The following is a 17,785-nucleotide window of genomic DNA, read 5'->3' on the forward strand; positions in this document are numbered from 1 at the left end:
TGAATAGGGACTGTTCGGCGCATACGGAGTGGTTTCCGCAAAGTAGCCCGTCTCCCCAAGGGTCCCATAGACCTCGTCTGTGGATATGTGGTGAAAACGACAGGTTTCGCACCCTTCCCGATATTCACCAGGCGCTGTCATCCAGTAACAGCGGGCGCTTTCGATCAGATTGAACGTCCCCATGATGTTGGTTTCCATAAATGTTCTCGGACCATTGATGGAATTATCAACATGGCTTTCTGCCGCAAAATGAATCACGCCACGAATATCGTATTTCTGAAATAACGATTTGACCAAATCCTGGTTACAGATGTCCCCCTCAATGAAATGATAATTGTCCATGGAAAGGCATTCTGAAAGATTTTCAAGATTGCCGGCATAAGTCAATTTATCCAGATTGACCACAAAATAATCAGGATATTTTTGGGCAAAATATGGCACGAAATTGGAACCGATAAACCCAGCCCCTCCTGTTATCAATATTGATTTCATTTCCTATTCCTACGCTTTTAATATTTCAATCCGGACATTGGCATTACAAAATCTCAAAATACACTTTCTTTCACTATTTCATACAACTCGGGATTGACTTTTTCAATTTCAGAAACAAGCCTTTCACGTGTCCTTCTGGATTTGTTATGCGCCCCGCTCAACATTTTAAGTTTTATCAGTGGACACTTGTCCTGAAAAATCTTACTGATATTCGCATTATGCGTTAAATCATAATGAACATAAGTATCATATGAAAATCCTCTGTTTTTCAGATACTCTGTAAACTTAACCTCATAATTAAGAATTACACCACAAACATCGCTTTCCTTTTTTACAGAAGAGAGAAAGGCGTCAAAACATTCATTTGTAAAAACATGGCTTTTGAAGACATAAAAAAAAGACTGGATATGATTTTTTATCTCGTTACTCTGGCTGATTCCCCAAAAATCGATATGTCTGTTTCCGCTTTTCATGGCAGAAAACATGTTCTCAAAAGGGAAAACCGGACCATAACAGGAATCATTGCAAAAAACCAGCTCTTCAACATTGCCAAGCATTTTGTTTTCCAAAAGATAGCGATATCCTCTCTTATAGGATCCAAAATCATATTCATTATGCCTTTCACAGTGCGCATGAATGATGTAATGTTGAATCTTGTCAAGTTCGCCAGGAAAAACCGGATTGTCCGTTACGAAGACAATGCCATCCACCACCTTTTTCAACTCACGCAAAAAGTAAACCACATAATCGTCAACAACTCCTTCCCGGTTAAACGAGGCGAATACGGCAAGTCTTTTTTTGTTTATTTTTATTTTTTCATACGTTTGCACAACTTTGCAAGCATTTTCAGGAAACAATACCGGGATTTTATTTTTATAACCCAGCAAATAATCTCCTTTTATTAGCTGGAAATCGATATAAACAGAACTGATACTTCGTTTTTTTATTTTTTCTTCCGTTATTTTGGATGAGGTCAATTTTTCAGCTATGTAGAAAACGTTATTTTTTGAGCACAACTGGCGCCACAACCACTGATACCACAAAATATGGTGAGTGTATCCGTTTAAATCACACCCGGCAAAAGCCTCTTTTTTTACCATGCAGCATGAAGGATTCACGACAGCGGGATTGGCTCGCCATAATTCGTCAGGTATTCTGTTTATTTTGTTTTTAAAATATTTCTTGTCGTCATTTATTATTTGCTGAATATACACGCGATACTCATCCGATCCGCCAATTTTCACATCATTTACTATAATGACGGGATTTTCATGAGAGATTATGAGGTTTACCTTCTTTTCAAGATGATCGCGCGTCCATTTGTCTTCCGCCATGCAAAAGGCGATGTATTCTCCCGAGGATTCCTCAATTCCTGATTCTATTGTTTTGCTTGTATTGACTGGAATATCCGTGTTTTCCTGTACAAAACGATCCAGCTTTTCAGTTATCTGTTTACTGGATACATTCCCCGCTACTATGAGATCGAAATTTTTATATGTTTGCTTTGCCAGCGCGTCAAATGTCGATTCCGGAAACACCGTCTCATCAGACAAATCAACAATGACAGATATTTTTGGAAGAGATTTCCTTATCCCTAAATTTATGGGATTATCAAAAGAAGACGGTATGCCCTGGGCAATGTGTCCATCGGATTCTGGACTTTCATAAACTTTTAAACCCAACAGAAAACATTTATTTTTTTGCGAAATGGTATTATTAATTTTCGCAAATACAGTCTTTCCAAAGAAACAGTATCTTCTAATACTGTAATGATAGAAACTGGTAATATTTTTTTCAAAAAACGCTGCCACATCCGGATCTTTCAATAAATTTCATGTAGCGGATGGTTAATGATTTTTATCATTAATTTTTTTAATAACCTCACCTAACGCTTCGCGCCAGTGCCTGATACCCAGCCCGTAGTGGGTCTTTATCTTTCTCTTGCTCAACACACTGTAAAAAGGACGAACAGCTTTAGTGGGAAAATCCCTGCTTTCTATAGGAATGACTGGTGTAGAAAGACCCGCCAGATCCATAACAGCGACCGCCAAATCATACCAGGAACAGACTCCCTCATTGGTGAAATGATAGACATCCTTTTTCCCCGTTTTCATTTGCTGGAGAATTTCAATTATTGATTTCGCCAGATCTCCTGCGCTTGTAGGGCTGCCGATTTGATCGGATACCACTCGCAGGCTTTCACGCGTTCTGCCCATTCGCAATATGTTCTTGACAAAATTGTTCCCGTACGGCGAGTAAACCCAGGCCGTCCTTAAAACGACTGCTGTTTCCGCATAATCGAGAACCGCCTTTTCTCCAGCCAGTTTTGTCTTTCCGTATATGGACAAGGGATTGGTCTTGTCTTCTTCATGGTAGGGTACATGGCTAGTACCGTCAAAAACATAATCGGTAGATATATGTATAATCCGCTTCCCGTATTTTGCCAACCACAATGAGCCCAAATGATTTACCGCGTTTGCCTGGACCGGTTCATCTTCCGCCCTGTCAACGGCTGTATATGCCGCACAATTGATTATGCAATCAAAACAGTTGTTTTTTAAGTAATTCCGCACTGCCGCTTCATCGGAGATATCCAGGGTTTCCCGATCGATATAAACAGCAGAAGCTCCCAGCAGATTTCGTAATTCAGATCCCAGCTGTCCATTGGCGCCAGTAACAAGCATCATAAAATAGGATCCTATTCACTCAAATAGTGGAATATGGGTGAACGACAGTACGTTTGAAAATCGGGTGCGGTTTTATCCTTTTCCGAAAGCAAGGCTCTTTTCCTGTCCACTCGCCAGTCGATTGCCAGATCAGGATCATCGAATCGAACACTGCCTTCACTGGAGGGCATATAGAAATTGTCGCACTTGTATGAAAAAACAGCCGTTTCACTCAATACACTGAAACCATGACCAAAACCACGCGGTATAAGCAACTGGCGGTAATTTTCGCCCGACAATTCTACTGCGACATGCTGGCCAAAGGTAGGCGAACCTACCCGCAAATCAACGGCAATGTCCAAAACGGTACCTTGCAGCACCCATACCAGTTTGGTCTGCGCATGTTTTCCAGTCTGAAAATGTATCCCCCTAATGGTTCCATACGACGATTTGGACTGATTGTCCTGAACAAAAACATAATCCAAACCTGCCTTTTTAAACTTGTCCTGATTGTAGCTTTCAAAAAAATAACCTCGTGGATCGCTGAATACTTTGGGTTCAATAATGTAAACGCCCTCAAGCGCCGTTTCAATAAGGTTCATGACGTTCCCTGTACACTTTTTCCAGATATTCTTTATAGCTGGATCCCTCTTTCATATCGTTAATCAGATTCCTCATCTGAGCGTCATCTATAAATCCCTTGCGATAAGCGATTTCTTCGATACACGCTATCTTCAGGCCTTGCCGCTGCTCAATAAGGCCAATGAAAGTGGATGCTTCCATTAAAGATACGGGTGTCCCTGCATCCAGCCACACATTTCCCCGACGCATGGGGACCACACTCATTCGTCCTTCTTTCAGGTATTGATTATTCAAATCCGTAATTTCCAGTTCGCCACGCGCTGAGGGAACAAGCTGCCGCGCTTTTTCCACGACGTCGCAAGGATAAAAGTACAATCCAACGGAGGCATAGTTGGATTTGGGATTTTTTGGCTTTTCCTCTATGGAGATGGCACGGAACTGTCTGTCAAATTCCACCACACCGAAACGTTGGGGATCCGGTACATGATAGGCAAAAATGGTTGCCCGCTCTCCCCTGTTCTTGTCAATTTCTTTTTTAAATTCCGGAAGCGCCTCCAGCATCCTGAAGATGTTGTCGCCCAGTATCAGGCAAACATCGTCATTGCCAATAAAGTCGGCTCCTATGGTAAACGCCTGGGCTATGCCTTTTGGCTCTGGCTGGACGGCATACTGGATGTTAAGGCCGAATTTTTTCCCGTCTCCGAAGAGTTTCTCGATGTTAGGTGTATCCAGTGGTGTGGAAATGATCAAAATATCTCGGATATCAAAAAGAAGCAGGGTTGAAAGCGGATAGTAGATCATCGGTTTGTCATATACCGGCAACAGTTGTTTCGAGATTATTTTTGTCAATGGATATAGACGTGATCCGCTTCCGCCTGCTAATATGATGCCTTTCATTTTTCCCATTTTTTCCTGTATTTTGCGCAATATTATACTTCAAAGTGATACCCGGCTGTGCCGTACAGCCTATCACATTACTATACAATTTCACATAGCTTCATTTGCTTTCTGGCAACATCGGAACACGGTTATCCATGAAAAACATGCGCAACATACAGAGAAACAGAAAAACGCTCAAACGTAAAGCCATCCCGTCACCAAAAAATATTTTAGGCAACCTTTATAAAATTAACCGGAAGATAGTGTTTTACCCAATTTCCAGGCTCTTTTTTCCTGTTGAATTCCATGGCTAAACAGACTTTGATTCGATGGCTCAGTCTTCTTAAAGATCGCCCGTATACATTTAAACCAAGTGATCTTGACATTCATGTCATCTCTGATTGCCAGTCCGAAGAATTTTCGCCTCCGTTACTCCGTAAGTATTTTCCGAAAATCGACACAAAAAAAACGTTAAGGGATTTCTCTTTTTACGACATATTTTTCAGACCGGTTCGTTTTGCCGGACGGCCAGACAAGAAAAATCTCTCTTCCCGGGATCGCTTTAAAAGAACTCTGATCAGGTTTTTTCATAACGATTATGAGAGAACGGCCAATATATGGAATCTGGTAGATACTGTTTTTTTACCTTCATCCAGAAATTCCATGTTTATTTCCAGTGCTCATATTGTTGACATGTTCAGGGTGCATTTTCCGGATTTCGATGTTTTTGAATTGTCGGGTCATACCAATTCTTTCCGTAACATGGTCATTTATATGCTGGCCCTTGTATCACGGAATCGATTTACGGAAGATAGCGAAGGTATAACAATTTTTGCCAACCTGGCCAATCCGTTTCTGTTGAAAGCTTATAAACTTTTACATCCGAACAAAAAGGTCTTTTTAAGATTTCATGACCGTATCGATCAAATAGCCAAAAGGACCCGCACTGAAAAATTGCGCAAGACGCTTCAAAAGCTGAGAGAAAAAAATATTATTCAGGAGGCAGAGTCATACTATGAGGCAGATGCCAATTTACTGAACATTTCCTATCGTCCCAATGCGGTGAATAGCGAAGTAATGAGGAACGTGGATAACAATTCCAGGCATTATTTTTATACTTTCATTGGAACATACAAAAGCAAACTGGATCATTCGCGTTTAAACAGTCTGAAAGAAATACGTGAACGTTTGTGTGTGCTCTATCCTTCAGCTTTGCAATACATCAATGAACGTATTATGGTCGATCTTGATAACGAACGGATCGATTACACAAACTATTTGAAAATCGTCGGCCTGTCAGAAATAATTGTCGATATGTATCGTATGGCTCCGGATGAAGGGCTCTCTTTTCGTATTCCTGAAGCGTTATTGCTGGAACGTAAAATCATAACCAATCGTTTAATTGTTCTGGAATGCGATTTTTACCACCCTTCACGATTTTTCGTTATAGGGCATGATTCGCTTGATCGACTGAAAGAATTTGTCGAGAGTGATTTCAGGCCATTACCGCCTGAGGTCCGTAACCGTTATGATTGCAGGAATTGGTGGCGTCCATCTTAAATGCAAGCCGGCACGGATTACGTCTGCTTTTCCGGGAATCCGGATAAACCAAAATCAGGCCGATACACAAAAATTGCAAAAAACTGTTATTATCCCTGAACAAGAAGAATATTTTTGAGATAGTGATTTCTTGAATTCCTGGAAACAAACGTAAAAAACGCTCTATGTCATCCGGCAAAAAATTCAAAACAGACATTAATGTGGATAATTTCGTTTTCCAATTTCAAAACCATAAAAACGAATGCAGAAAGTGCTATTAAAATACAGAAGTGACGCAACAGTTTGCCATGACAAAAAACGCAAACAAGAAAAAACATGATGGGCGGCGATAAAATTCCAATTCTTGCCCTGCCAGTCCAGGCAAACTACGTTTGCATAACATTAGCTTGATTGTCAATCCAATGTTCGAGAAAATACGTAATTCCCAGTTTATCCTCAATTACAGGCGCATGTGGCCTTATGTGAAACCTTACTGGTTTCGCGCGCTGCTCGCAATGTCCCTGTGCATTCCCATAGGTTCACTTGATGCTGTTATTGCACTCAGTCTGAAACCGTACATGGACATGGTGTTGATTGAAAAATCGACCGGATCGTCGGCCTGGTACGCTCCGCTTTTCATTATCGGGTTCACCATCTGCCAGGGGGGCCTTACTTATCTGGCAACCTATCTGAATGTATGGGTAGGTTCTCATATCACCAATGATCTCAAAATGTCTCTGTACAACAAGTTATTGACATTTGAGACGTCCTTTTTCGACAGGCAAAACTCTGGTGATGTCGTTTTCCGGTTCAATAACGATGCCGATCTGGCCTGTGCCGGGCTTTTATCAAATCTGAGACTTTTTCTTTCCCGTCTGTTTTCGTCCCTCTCGCTGATCGGCGTTCTTTTCTACAACTCCTGGCAACTGTCGGTTATTGCCATGGTTGTACTCGGATGCACTTTCTATCCGATGACCAGAGTAAGAAACATGATCAAAGCCCTGATGAAACAGACAGTTGCATCCGGATCCCAAACGATTACGGCATACAATGAAACGTTTGCCGGAAACCGGACCATCATGGCTTATAACTATCAGCCGCAACAAAAGGAAAAATTCCGGAAAATCCTTGCGTCGTTGTTCAAGCTCAGCATCAAAATGACGCAGCGTTCATCCTGGCTTTCGCCTGTCATGCATATCACAGCTTCTTTCGGTATTGCGGCCACGATCGGTTACGGATCGCATTTGATCCTGACGAATCAGCTGTCGCCGGGCGGTTTTGTTTCGTTCATTTCCGCTTTGTTGATGCTTTATACGCCCATCAAGAATCTCGGCAACAACTTCAATTCCGTCCAGTTCTCTTTTATGGCCATCGAACGCGTTTTCGAACTGTTGGACAGCATTCCGGTCATCCGTGACAAGGAAAACGCGACCGAACTCAAGACAGTACATAAAAATATTGAATTCCGGAATGTCAATTTCAGTTACAACCCGGGAGTCCCCGTTCTGAAAAACATCAATCTTGACGCGAAAGTGGGACAAAGTATTGCGCTGGTCGGCAATTCCGGAGGAGGCAAATCCACTATCGTCAGTTTATTGCCTCGTTTTTATGACGTTGACTCCGGCCATATTCTCATAGATGGTATTGATATCCGGGAGGTCACGCTTGCGAGCCTGAGAGATAAAATGGCCGTCGTTTTCCAGGACAATTTCCTGTTTTCAGGAACGATACGGGACAATGTAAAAATCGGCAAACCGGATGCCAGCGACGATGAAATATGGAAAGCGCTGGACATGGCCTATCTGGCCGATTTTACTTCTTCGCTCAAAGAAGGCCTTGACACCTATATTGGTGAACGTGGAATTCTTCTGTCCGGGGGGCAAAAACAGCGGCTTGCCATTGCCAGAGCGTTCATTAAAGACGCGCCAATCATTATTCTGGATGAAGCCACATCAGCACTGGATAACAAATCCGAGGCTGTCGTCCAAAAAGCAATCGAAAACCTGATGAAGGATAAAACTGTTTTTGTAATTGCTCACCGCTTGTCAACGATACGCAATGCGGACAAGATCGTTGTGATTAACGAGGGCGAAATCATGGAAATTGGTTCGCATGAAGAGCTGATGGGAATAGAGGACGGTTTTTATAAAACCTTGTACAACGCCCAGTTTAAAAAAAGTACGAAATAATCCAATCGATCATTCATTGCAAACAGACCAAACCAAATTGCTCTTCTTATAAAAAGAGTCTTGTTGACAGTGTATCGTTGAGAAGTCTAGTTTGTTTTCTTCGCGGTGAAAGACTGTCTTTTGTCTTGCACAATGTAAAACCCTGTTTCCCCTTGCTATAAAAAAACAGAAAATTCTTCTTATCCTGAAAATGAATAAAAATCCCTTTCACCACTTGGATCCGCTCATTCAGGCGACACTTTATTAAAAAAATTCTGCATCGCTTCCTTAAGTTGCGGATTTTCGATTTCAGCTCTTCTCAACAACATTTTTTGAAATACCGTTTCATATAACATCACAATGCCTGTCCGGGTTCCGATAGAAAGCTGATCCCATTCTTCAGTAGTAGGAGCCCAGTTCATCCATGCCGGGTCGTTTCGCATCTGTTCGATTGAAACATTCAACTGTTCCTCCAGACTGCCCAGAAAAAAATCTTCATGGCTCAGCACATCTGCCAAACTCATCGCCTGAACAGTAGGAATATTCAGGAATTTGGCTATCTTTTCCAGTTTGTCTTTGCTTAACGCGGAAATCTTGCGGTGACCGTTCGCGATGGAATACCAGTAAATGGGCGTTACACCGATAACATCCGCAATGTATCGATCCTGAACACCCAGCTCGATCGAACGGCTTTTGATCCTGTTAATCAGCCTGTAACCCGGCACCTTTTTAGGTTTTTTAACCTTGTTTTCCGCGCCATTCTTGTCTTCAATAGCGTGAGCAGTCACTTTCTGGTAATCGCGTTGCATGGTATTTTCCCGCTGTTTTTCAGATTGTGCCATTGTGTCCTCAGTATTTACAAAGAATGTGTTAATTAATACGAATGCCTGATAAGGTAATCAATTCTAACAGCAATAATCAATATAAAAAAATGACTTTAATAATCCTGAAAGATATAAATATTTACCAAAACAGTATAGTTACCTGATAAAAATATAAAACAACTATTTCAGTATATGTTGAATCATTATTCTCATCTCTTCATTCAAAACATTCATATTTATAAAAAATATTATTAATTTTTCATTAAAGAATTGGGCCGGATTATCTCTTTTATTGATATAAAATTAATCCTATGAAAAATTCCAGTACGAAACCGATATTTTTCATTAAATGGTTTTTTCTGTGTTCTCGCCATTAATAAACTGCAAAAACTGTTCATCTTTATCTTTAAGCAAACCTTAGCGCCGAAGCGATTTCGCGGATTCCTCAAAACGGAAAGTTCCTGTATAATTCGGCTCTTCCGGAAGGGTGGCAGAGTGGTCTAATGCACCGGTCTTGAAAACCGGCGATGTGAAAGCATCCGTGGGTTCGAATCCCACCCCTTCCGCCACGCCAGACTTCCTCTCCATTCCCGAAAAACCGGTCATTTTTTTCTTTTTCCTTCAATATTCAGAATCCGGATGTAGTATCAGACAAGAAAAAACATCTGTCAGCTTGTGTTCAAAAAAAATGAAAGAGTTGTAAGAAAGAAACACATCCGCAAAAGCATATGTTTTGCGTTTTGACAGGTCAGTCCGGAAGAAATATCTGTTGCAAGTCGTTTAAAAAACGCTTGCCCAGCTCCGTTGGCCGGATATGGAGAGGAGAGATGTGGAGCAAACCGAGATGTGCGGCCCTGGCAAGGCCTTCATCAATGACCGAGAGGGGCAAACCGGTCCGTTCCCTAAACAATGCCGGTGAAAACCCGTCCGTCAGCCTGAGCGCATTTAACATGAATTCGAACCCGAGGTCGGAAACAGGCACCTCGAACTGTTCTTCCAGCGGAATACCCTGCTTTATGCCTTGCATGTATAAATGAGGATTGCGCAAGCGCATCTGTCTGATAATTCGCTGATCCGGCAAGGTGATTTTGGAATGGGCCGCCGCTCCGATGCCCAGATAGTCGCCGAATAGCCAGTAATTCCTGTTATGCAGACATTGGCGTCCGCTTCTGGCATAAGCGGAAACTTCATAATGTTCATAACCTGTGGCAGCCGTTGACGTTTCGATCCAGGTCTGCATTTCGTCAATCGCGTCCTCATCGGGTAGAACAGGAGGATGTTTGAAATAATAGGTGTTCGGTTCGATCGTCAGTTGATAAAAAGACAGGTGAGCCGGTTTATAAGACAGGGCAATCGATACGTCATCTTTCAATTGATCCAGTGTCTGGAAAGGCAAACCGTACATCAAATCCAGATTGAAATTGTCGAAATAATGTCCGGCTGTCTCGACGGCAGCCCTGGCTTCATCCGCATCGTGAATGCGCCCCAGTTCATGCAGCCGTTCCTGCGTGAAACTCTGGACGCCGATTGACAGCCGATTGATTCCGCTCCTTCGGTAAGACTGGAACTTGCCCGCTTCAAAGGTTCCCGGGTTCGCTTCCAGCGATATTTCCGCATCCGGTAAAACCGGCAAGAGTTCCCGTACAAAGGATAACAGCTTATCAATACCACCCGCTGAAAACAGACTGGGTGTCCCTCCTCCAATAAAAATACTGGAAATCTTTCTGTTCTCAATCAGAGGTAACGATAATTCCAAATCCCGCCGCAACACTTTCAGATACTCGTTTTCCGGAAGAACCGATGTCTTTTCATGCGAATAAAAATCGCAATAAGGGCATTTCCGGATACACCAGGGGATGTGAATGTACAGGGAAAGCGGCGGCAAAACATCAAAATGAGGAAGAGAAGAAACAGGCGTTTCCGGCGCCTTGCCGTTAGCCGGCTGCTGCGAAATCACGGCAACTTCTCCAGAAGCGCCCGTAGCGCCAAGCCGCGATGGGAATACCGGTTTTTTTCATCGGGGGACAATTCCGCCGCTGTTTTCCCAAATTCAGGAATCCAGAAGTAAGGATCGTAACCGAACCCGTTTTTTCCTTTCGGCTCCTCGACAATGTTGCCGAACCACCTGCCGTCGGCAATCACAGGCTGCGGATCGTCCGCTGAACGCACATAGACCAGTACGCAATAATAATTGGCTGTCTTATCGGAAAATCCGGCCAGATCGGCAATCAATCTGGCGTTATTGCGATCATCGGATTTGGGTTCTCCTGCATAACGGGCCGACAGCACACCCGGCTTGCCCTGCAACGCATTGACGCACAATCCGGAATCGTCGGCCAATGCCGGCTGCCCGGTCAGGCGGGAAACATGGCGTGCCTTGGTCAGGGCATTTTCCACAAACGTAAAATACGGCTCATCCGCTTCACCGATGCGATATTCCGATTGCGGAACAACGGTATAACCTGCCGGTTCCAGCATTTGCCTGAACTCTCTCAGCTTGCCGGGGTTTCCGGAAGCCAGAACGATTTTCTTTGCCATTGCCAAACACCGCTCTTTCAATCGTCGAGACCGAGAACTCTTTTTTGCATGTGAATCAGTTCGCCGATCCCCTGTTGAGCCATTCCGAGCATTTCGTTTAACAGGCTGTGACTGAACGCGCCTCCTTCTGCCGTTCCCTGTATTTCAACAAAATCGCCCGCTTCCGTCATGACAACATTCATATCCGTGTCGCATGAACTGTCTTCCTGATAATCCAGATCGAGCATCGGCACTCCCTGAATGACGCCGACTGAAATCGCAGCGACAAAATGGCGAAGCGGCACTTTTTCAATCAGGCCTTCTTCCACCATCAGCGAAAAAGCGTCATAGGCGGCAATCATGACACCGCTAATCGAAGCGGTACGGGTTCCACCATCAGCCTGTATGACATCGCAATCGAGTCTCAACGTCCGTTCACCGAATGCGTTCAGATCGAAAGCCGCCCGGATCGAACGTCCTATCAGACGCTGGATTTCCTGCGTCCGGCCCGACTGGCGTCCCCTTGCGGCTTCCCTTTCCATGCGCGTATGTGTCGAACGGGGCAACATGCCGTATTCCGCCGTCAGCCACCCGCGTCCTCTTCCGCGAAGAAAAGGAGGAACCGATTCTTCAATACTGGCGGTACAGATCACCTGGGTATCCCCGAAGACCGTCAGAACGGAACCTTCCGCATATTTGGTATAGTTGCGGATAAATTCGATAGAACGCATGGCATCGAGCGGACGGCCATTGGAGCGGATGATTTCGGAATTAGACATATTCAAATTTCAGTGTAGTTGACGTATTTTTCAATAATGCCACTTAATAAAAAAATTGAAAACCGTTAATTTGCCGGAAGAGCTGCCAAGCCCGTCTGGCTTCAATCGCCTGTTTGCCTGTAAAGCAGCCCAAGCGGTCGAAACAGGGCCTGCATATCCCGGTTCTGTATGAACGACAGATTGTAGGGATGCTCCGAAACAATGCAGTCGAACGATTCGGCAAACGGCAAGGCCATCAGTTTTTCAGCCATTTTTCCCCATAAAATCAGGACGGGTTTTTCTGAACGGTCTCTCCGCCTGGCCAGCGCCTCCAGAACAGTGTATAAAAAAGGCTGCCAGGCTTTCGTCTCTCTGGCTGCCGGAACATAAGAACGATAAACCAGAGACGCATTCAAAAGCAGAAAGCCTTTACCGAGCATGGTTTCCTGCATTTCGGCCAACGTCTGGATAAAAGGAGAACCGGCGTTCAACGCCTGATGGGCTATGGCTTTCATTACGTCGCTTCCCGTATTGTCCGGCGAAATTTTTCCATCCGCAACCAGGAGCATCTTGATGAAATTACGCAGTGAAGTCGCGCGATTGACCGGTTTGGAAAGACCCGTCTCCGACCATAACTCCCTGACAGCGGCATCCATAAAACAGTAACCTGACGCGCTTTCCGCTCTGGGATAAGGCCCTTCTCCTACCAGCACATACCGTACCGCATTAAACGGTTGCGAAAAAGCGGCAAACAACCTGCCCTGTGTCGGCAGGAAATCGTCCTGGGCGAGGCGCTTGAAATAACCGGGGGTTTGCCGCTCCAGCGCAGACAGTCCTTCCCATAATACCGGAACCCAGCCGGGATGCGCCTTCTTCAGGGCATTTTCAATCATGTCTGGGTAATCGTTCATCTTCATTTTTTCTTTGCCGATTCAAGACGGATACGGTCGATCACGGCTGCGCCAAATGCCTTTTCACGCAACAGGTGCAACTGATCGCGCGTCTGCGCCGCTTTTTCGAATTCCAGGTTTTTCGCATGTTCCATCATCTGTTTTTCCAGTTTCTTGATTTCCCGGCTCAACTCTTTTTCCGACATGACATCGTATTGAGCCTGTTCATCCGCCACATGCAATTCCTGCAAACTGTCCTGGGGATGGAAAACCCCATCGATCAGATCCCGGATTTCTTTCATGATGCCGGCAGGGGTAATATTGTGCTGTTCATTGTAAGCCAACTGTTTCGCGCGGCGACGTTCCGTTTCGTCAATGGCCCGCTTCATTGAATCGGTCATGGTATCGGCATACAAAATCGCGGAACCGTTCAGATTGCGCGCCGCCCGTCCGATCGTCTGGATCAGGCTGCGTTCGGAACGCAGAAATCCCTCTTTGTCGGCATCCAGAATGGCAACGAGCGAGACCTCCGGAATGTCCAGTCCTTCGCGCAACAGATTGATGCCCACAAGAACGTCAAACGTTCCCAAACGCAAATCCCGGACGATCTCCACCCGCTCGACGGTATCAATATCGCTGTGAAGATAGCGGACACGAATCCCGTTTTCCGAGAGAAATTCCGTCAGTTGTTCCGCCATGCGTTTGGTCAGTGTCGTGACCAGCACCCGTTCGCTTTTTTCGACCCGGTCATGAATTTCCGCCAGCAAGTCGTCAACCTGCGTACTGGCTGGCCGCACCTCAATAGCCGGATCCACCAGCCCTGTCGGGCGGACCACCTGCTCAACAACCTGTCCCGAATGGGCCAGTTCATAATTGGCAGGCGTTGCGGAAACGAAAACCGTCTGCCGCATCTTGCTTTCGAATTCATCAAAACGCAAAGGCCGGTTATCCAGTGCAGACGGCAACCTGAACCCATAATCCACCAGATTCGTTTTACGGGAACGGTCGCCGTTATACATGCCGTTCAGCTGGCCGATGGTGACATGCGATTCATCCAGAAACATCAGCGCGTCCGAGGGCAGATAATCGACCAGTGTCGGCGGCGCATCACCCGCCTTTCTCCCGGTCAGATGACGGGAATAATTTTCGATCCCCTTGGTAAACCCCAATTCATGCATCATTTCAAGATCGAAGCGGGTTCGCTGATCGATACGTTGCTCTTCGATGAATTTGCCGTTTTGCCTGAACCATTCCTTCCTTTCCCGCAGTTCTTCCTTGATGGTTTCAATCGCCCTCAAAACGGTTTCCCGTGGCGTGACATAATGCGAGCCCGGATAAACGGTAAAACGCGGAATTTTCTGCAAAACCTTGCCCGTCAAGGGGTCAAAGAAATGAAGACTTTCGATTTCGTCGTCGAACATTTCGATACGGAGAGCATAATCGGCATTTTCTGCCGGAAAAACATCGATCGTATCGCCTCTGACCCGAAAAGTACCGCGACTGAAATCGATATCGTTACGCGTATATTGCATCTGGACCAGACGGGTAATCACATCACGCTGCGGAATTTTGTCACGCGTGCGCAAGGTCAGAATCATCTGATGGTATTCACTGGGATTTCCGATCCCGTAAATGGCCGAAACCGTTGCTACAATCACAACATCGCGCCTCTCCATCAGCGATTTGGTGCACGACAGGCGCATCTGTTCAATATGCTCGTTAATGGCGGAATCCTTTTCGATAAACAAATCCCGCTGCGGCACATAGGCTTCCGGCTGATAGTAATCGTAATAACTGACAAAGTATTCAACCGCATTGTTGGGGAAAAACTCCCGGAATTCACTGTACAGCTGGGCCGCCAGGGTCTTGTTCGGCGCGAAAACAATCGCCGGACGGCCAAGACGGGCAATCACATTGGCCATCGTATAGGTTTTTCCTGACCCGGTCACGCCCAGCAATGTCTGATAGGACAAACCGTCTTCAATTCCTTCAACCAGCCTGTCGATCGCTTCCGGCTGATCGCCCGACGGCGGGAAAGGCTGATGCAGTTCAAAAGGCGAATTCGGGAAAGTAACGACTTTTCCGTCCTCTTTTTTTGAAGAAATAAGCGATAAGTGAGACATGAGGTTCGTACCTTTGATAAGATGTTGTACATCAGAAAAAGCAAAAAAATTTTGTTTTTTCGCTCTGCACGGCTTGCTTTATGCATTAAAAATGCGGATTGCATTTCGCAATAAATATTGAATGTTATCACGATGAACGAATCTATTCCGGAAACCATTTTCTCCGCCATTCCGATGGCGCCCCGTGACCCTATTTTGGGCATTACCGAAGCTTTTCATGCGGATCCTAATCCGAACAAAATCAATCTTGGCGTTGGCGTTTATTACGATGACAACGGCAAGGTGCCTCTCCTGAAATGCGTTCAGGAAGCTGAAAAATGGATAACGGCCCAGGGAAGCCCTCATACTTATTTGCCCATCGACGGCCTGTCCCTGTACGACAACGCTGTAAAAAAACTGGTTTTCGGGGAAAACAATACCGTATTAAGTGAAAACCGCGTTGCGACGGTACAAGCTATTGGTGGAACAGGCGCTCTCAAAATCGGCGCCGATTTTCTGAAACGTTTTTCCCCGGATTCGCAGGTCTGGATCAGCGACCCGAGCTGGGAAAACCACCGCGCCCTCTTTGAATATGCCGGCTTCCGGGTCAATACCTATCCCTATTACGATCCCGTCAGCCGTGGCGTGGATTTTTCCGGCATGATCGGCACGCTCAAAACCTTGCCGGCCCATTCGGTTGTCGTGTTTCACGCCTGTTGTCATAATCCGACCGGCGCCGATCTTTCCGATGTACAATGGGACGAGGTCATCGAAGTCGTTCAGGAAAACAAACTCATTCCCTTCCTCGACATGGCCTATCAGGGATTTTCGGAAGGGATTGAAGCCGACAGCAAAATCGTGCGCCGTTTTTCCAAGCTTTATTCACCGGTCCTGGTCTCCAATTCTTTCTCCAAATCGTTTTCCCTGTACGGCGAACGGGTCGGCGCTTTCAGTATTGTGGCCGGCAATGCGGACGAAGCGGCCCGTACCTTGTCCCAGCTGAAACGCATCATCAGGACAAACTATTCCAACCCGCCCATTTATGGCGCCAAAATCGTGGCAACCGTGTTGTCCAATCCGGAATTGCACCGGATGTGGGAAGATGAGCTGACGGGCATGCGTGTCCGCATCCATGAAATGCGGCATAAACTGGCAGACGAACTTTCCGCCAGAAAAGATGGTCAGGATTTCAGCTTCATTATCCATCAGAATGGCATGTTCTCCTATTCGGGCCTGACTCCAGAACAGGTCGAAAAGCTGAGAACAGCGTTTTCGGTCTATATCGTCAATACCGGACGTATCTGTGTTGCCGCCCTGAATTCCCATAATATGGATTGTGTAGTCAACGCCATTTCAAACGTTCTCTGAACCCTGTTTTTCATTCCCTGATCCGGGAAACGTTTATAAAACGTTTCCCGGATTTTTTCATGCTTATTTTCCGCTTTACTGTTCCAGCTTAAACGCAGATGAAACGAAACGGCATTTTTACTGTCAGAACAAACGTCCTGAAATCGACATCGAATTCATCGTCTATCCGGATAAGAAGCCCGATCGGACAAGCGCATACAGTAAAAACGTCCAAACGGCCTGTTTTTGAAGGAATTACTGACTTTTCAATGAGCTGGAACAAAACACCATTTATAGGTTTATGGAAAATAAAGCATCTCATTTCCTCATGGAGAACATCATGCGTACAAAATTGACTGCCTGTGCATTAATAGCGACTTTAGCCGTTACCGGCTGTGCAAACATGAATGACACCCAGAAAAAAACCGCAACCGGCGCCGGAGTCGGCGCTGCCGCCGGCGCCGTACTGGGCGCCGTTACCGGTCCCGGCGGCTGGGGACGGGCCGCTGCGGGTGCCGCTCTTGGCGGCCTGATAGGCGGTGGAGCCGGCTATCTGTGGGGCAACCACATGGAAAAACAGAAGCAGGAAATGCAAACCGCTACACAGGGAACCGGTGTCGAAGTGGTTCAGACATCCGATAACCAGATCAAGGTCAGCATTCCGAGCGACGTTTCATTCGCTACGAACAGCGCCACCATTTCTCCCCAGTTCAAGACGATCCTGAGAGATCTGGCTACCACTTTGAAAAACAATCCTTCCACCAGCATCACTGTCATCGGGTATACCGACAATACCGGCAGCGATGCCATCAATCAGCCTTTGTCGCGTGAACGTGCCATGAGCGTCAGAAACTATCTGGTCAGCCAGGGCGTTGCCGCGAACCGTTTCACGGTTGAAGGCAGAGGTTCCAGCGATCCGATTGCCAGCAATCTGACGGCCGCAGGACGCGCGGAAAACCGCCGGGTCGAAATCTACGTTGGCGAACGCGCAAAATAAAACAGACATGACCATAAAAAATGC

At 45.6% G+C, this 17,785-nt stretch carries 15 protein-coding genes and 1 tRNA gene; 5 read left to right on the forward strand and 11 right to left on the reverse strand.

All coding sequences use genetic code 11. From position 1 onward, the window contains the following. From OFAG_RS14385 to rfbA, 5 genes are all read right to left on the reverse strand, one after another. The coding region (locus OFAG_RS14385) for a dTDP-glucose 4,6-dehydratase (protein ID WP_020995239.1) at positions 1 to 492 on the reverse strand (492 nt) is incomplete at its 3' end. Between the two features lie 53 nt (positions 493 to 545). Further along, complete coding sequence (locus OFAG_RS13035) at positions 546 to 2,318, reverse strand: rhamnan synthesis F family protein (RefSeq protein WP_051347033.1); 1,773 nt, start codon at positions 2,316 to 2,318, stop codon at positions 546 to 548. 21 nt (positions 2,319 to 2,339) lie between these two features. Continuing rightward, the gene (rfbD, locus tag OFAG_RS10095) at positions 2,340 to 3,179 is read right to left on the reverse strand and encodes a dTDP-4-dehydrorhamnose reductase (protein WP_005876241.1); all 840 of its coding nucleotides are present in this window, start codon (positions 3,177 to 3,179) and stop codon (positions 2,340 to 2,342) included. Positions 3,180 to 3,190: 11 nt separating this feature from the next. Then, positions 3,191 to 3,760: a dTDP-4-dehydrorhamnose 3,5-epimerase gene (rfbC, locus tag OFAG_RS10100; protein ID WP_005876240.1), complete on the reverse strand. Its 570-nt coding sequence runs from the start codon at positions 3,758 to 3,760 to the stop codon at positions 3,191 to 3,193. After that, complete coding sequence (gene rfbA, locus OFAG_RS10105; protein ID WP_020995241.1) at positions 3,747 to 4,646, reverse strand: glucose-1-phosphate thymidylyltransferase RfbA; 900 nt, start codon at positions 4,644 to 4,646, stop codon at positions 3,747 to 3,749. Before rfbA ends, rfbC begins: the two co-directional genes overlap by 14 nt. A 279-nt stretch (positions 4,647 to 4,925) precedes the next feature. Between rfbA and OFAG_RS10110 the strand changes: the two genes are divergently transcribed. Together OFAG_RS10110 and OFAG_RS10115 are read left to right on the forward strand one after the other, a co-directional pair. Beyond that, positions 4,926 to 6,179: a WaaS/CpsH family glycosyltransferase gene (locus tag OFAG_RS10110; RefSeq protein WP_020995242.1), complete on the forward strand. Its 1,254-nt coding sequence runs from the start codon at positions 4,926 to 4,928 to the stop codon at positions 6,177 to 6,179. Between the two features lie 371 nt (positions 6,180 to 6,550). Continuing rightward, positions 6,551 to 8,347 carry an ABC transporter ATP-binding protein gene (locus OFAG_RS10115; protein WP_231371696.1) on the forward strand — a complete coding sequence of 599 codons (1,797 nt, stop codon included), beginning with the start codon at positions 6,551 to 6,553 and terminating at the stop codon, positions 8,345 to 8,347. 224 nt (positions 8,348 to 8,571) lie between these two features. Here the strand turns inward: OFAG_RS10115 and OFAG_RS10120 are convergent, their stop codons facing one another. Next, positions 8,572 to 9,168: a helix-turn-helix domain-containing protein gene (locus OFAG_RS10120; RefSeq protein WP_005876236.1), complete on the reverse strand. Its 597-nt coding sequence runs from the start codon at positions 9,166 to 9,168 to the stop codon at positions 8,572 to 8,574. Positions 9,169 to 9,631: 463 nt separating this feature from the next. On the opposite strand from OFAG_RS10120, the gene OFAG_RS10125 reads away from it, so the two are divergent. Next, positions 9,632 to 9,719, forward strand: a tRNA-Ser gene (locus OFAG_RS10125). Positions 9,720 to 9,898: 179 nt separating this feature from the next. On the opposite strand, the gene hemW is transcribed toward OFAG_RS10125, so the two are convergent. The 5 genes from hemW to uvrB all read right to left on the reverse strand — a co-directional run bounded on the left by hemW (position 9,899) and on the right by uvrB (position 15,438). Continuing rightward, positions 9,899 to 11,107: a radical SAM family heme chaperone HemW gene (hemW, locus tag OFAG_RS10130; protein WP_005876235.1), complete on the reverse strand. Its 1,209-nt coding sequence runs from the start codon at positions 11,105 to 11,107 to the stop codon at positions 9,899 to 9,901. After that, complete coding sequence (rdgB, locus tag OFAG_RS10135) at positions 11,104 to 11,688, reverse strand: RdgB/HAM1 family non-canonical purine NTP pyrophosphatase (protein ID WP_040720201.1); 585 nt, start codon at positions 11,686 to 11,688, stop codon at positions 11,104 to 11,106. Before rdgB ends, hemW begins: the two co-directional genes overlap by 4 nt. A gap of 17 nt (positions 11,689 to 11,705) precedes the next feature. Beyond that, entirely contained in the window at positions 11,706 to 12,446 is a 741-nt protein-coding gene (gene rph / locus OFAG_RS10140) for a ribonuclease PH (protein WP_040720203.1), read from the reverse strand. Between the two features lie 101 nt (positions 12,447 to 12,547). After that, a complete protein-coding gene (locus OFAG_RS10145; protein ID WP_005876233.1) occupies positions 12,548 to 13,336 on the reverse strand; it encodes a uracil-DNA glycosylase family protein in 789 nt (262 codons plus the stop codon). A gap of 2 nt (positions 13,337 to 13,338) precedes the next feature. Beyond that, complete coding sequence (gene uvrB, locus OFAG_RS10150; RefSeq protein ID WP_005876232.1) at positions 13,339 to 15,438, reverse strand: excinuclease ABC subunit UvrB; 2,100 nt, start codon at positions 15,436 to 15,438, stop codon at positions 13,339 to 13,341. Positions 15,439 to 15,570: 132 nt separating this feature from the next. Here uvrB and OFAG_RS10155 point away from each other — a divergent pair, with 132 nt between their 5' ends. Continuing rightward, positions 15,571 to 16,785, forward strand: a complete 1,215-nt coding sequence (locus OFAG_RS10155) for an amino acid aminotransferase (RefSeq protein ID WP_005876231.1) — start codon at positions 15,571 to 15,573, stop codon at positions 16,783 to 16,785. Positions 16,786 to 17,104: 319 nt separating this feature from the next. Further along, positions 17,105 to 17,761, forward strand: coding sequence for a YiaD family glycine zipper/OmpA-like lipoprotein (locus OFAG_RS10160; RefSeq protein WP_005876230.1), 657 nt, complete (start codon positions 17,105 to 17,107; stop codon positions 17,759 to 17,761). Positions 17,762 to 17,785 lie beyond the last annotated feature (24 nt).

The organism is Oxalobacter paraformigenes, assembly GCF_000158475.2.
In the GTDB taxonomy this organism is placed as follows: domain Bacteria; phylum Pseudomonadota; class Gammaproteobacteria; order Burkholderiales; family Burkholderiaceae_D; genus Oxalobacter; species Oxalobacter paraformigenes.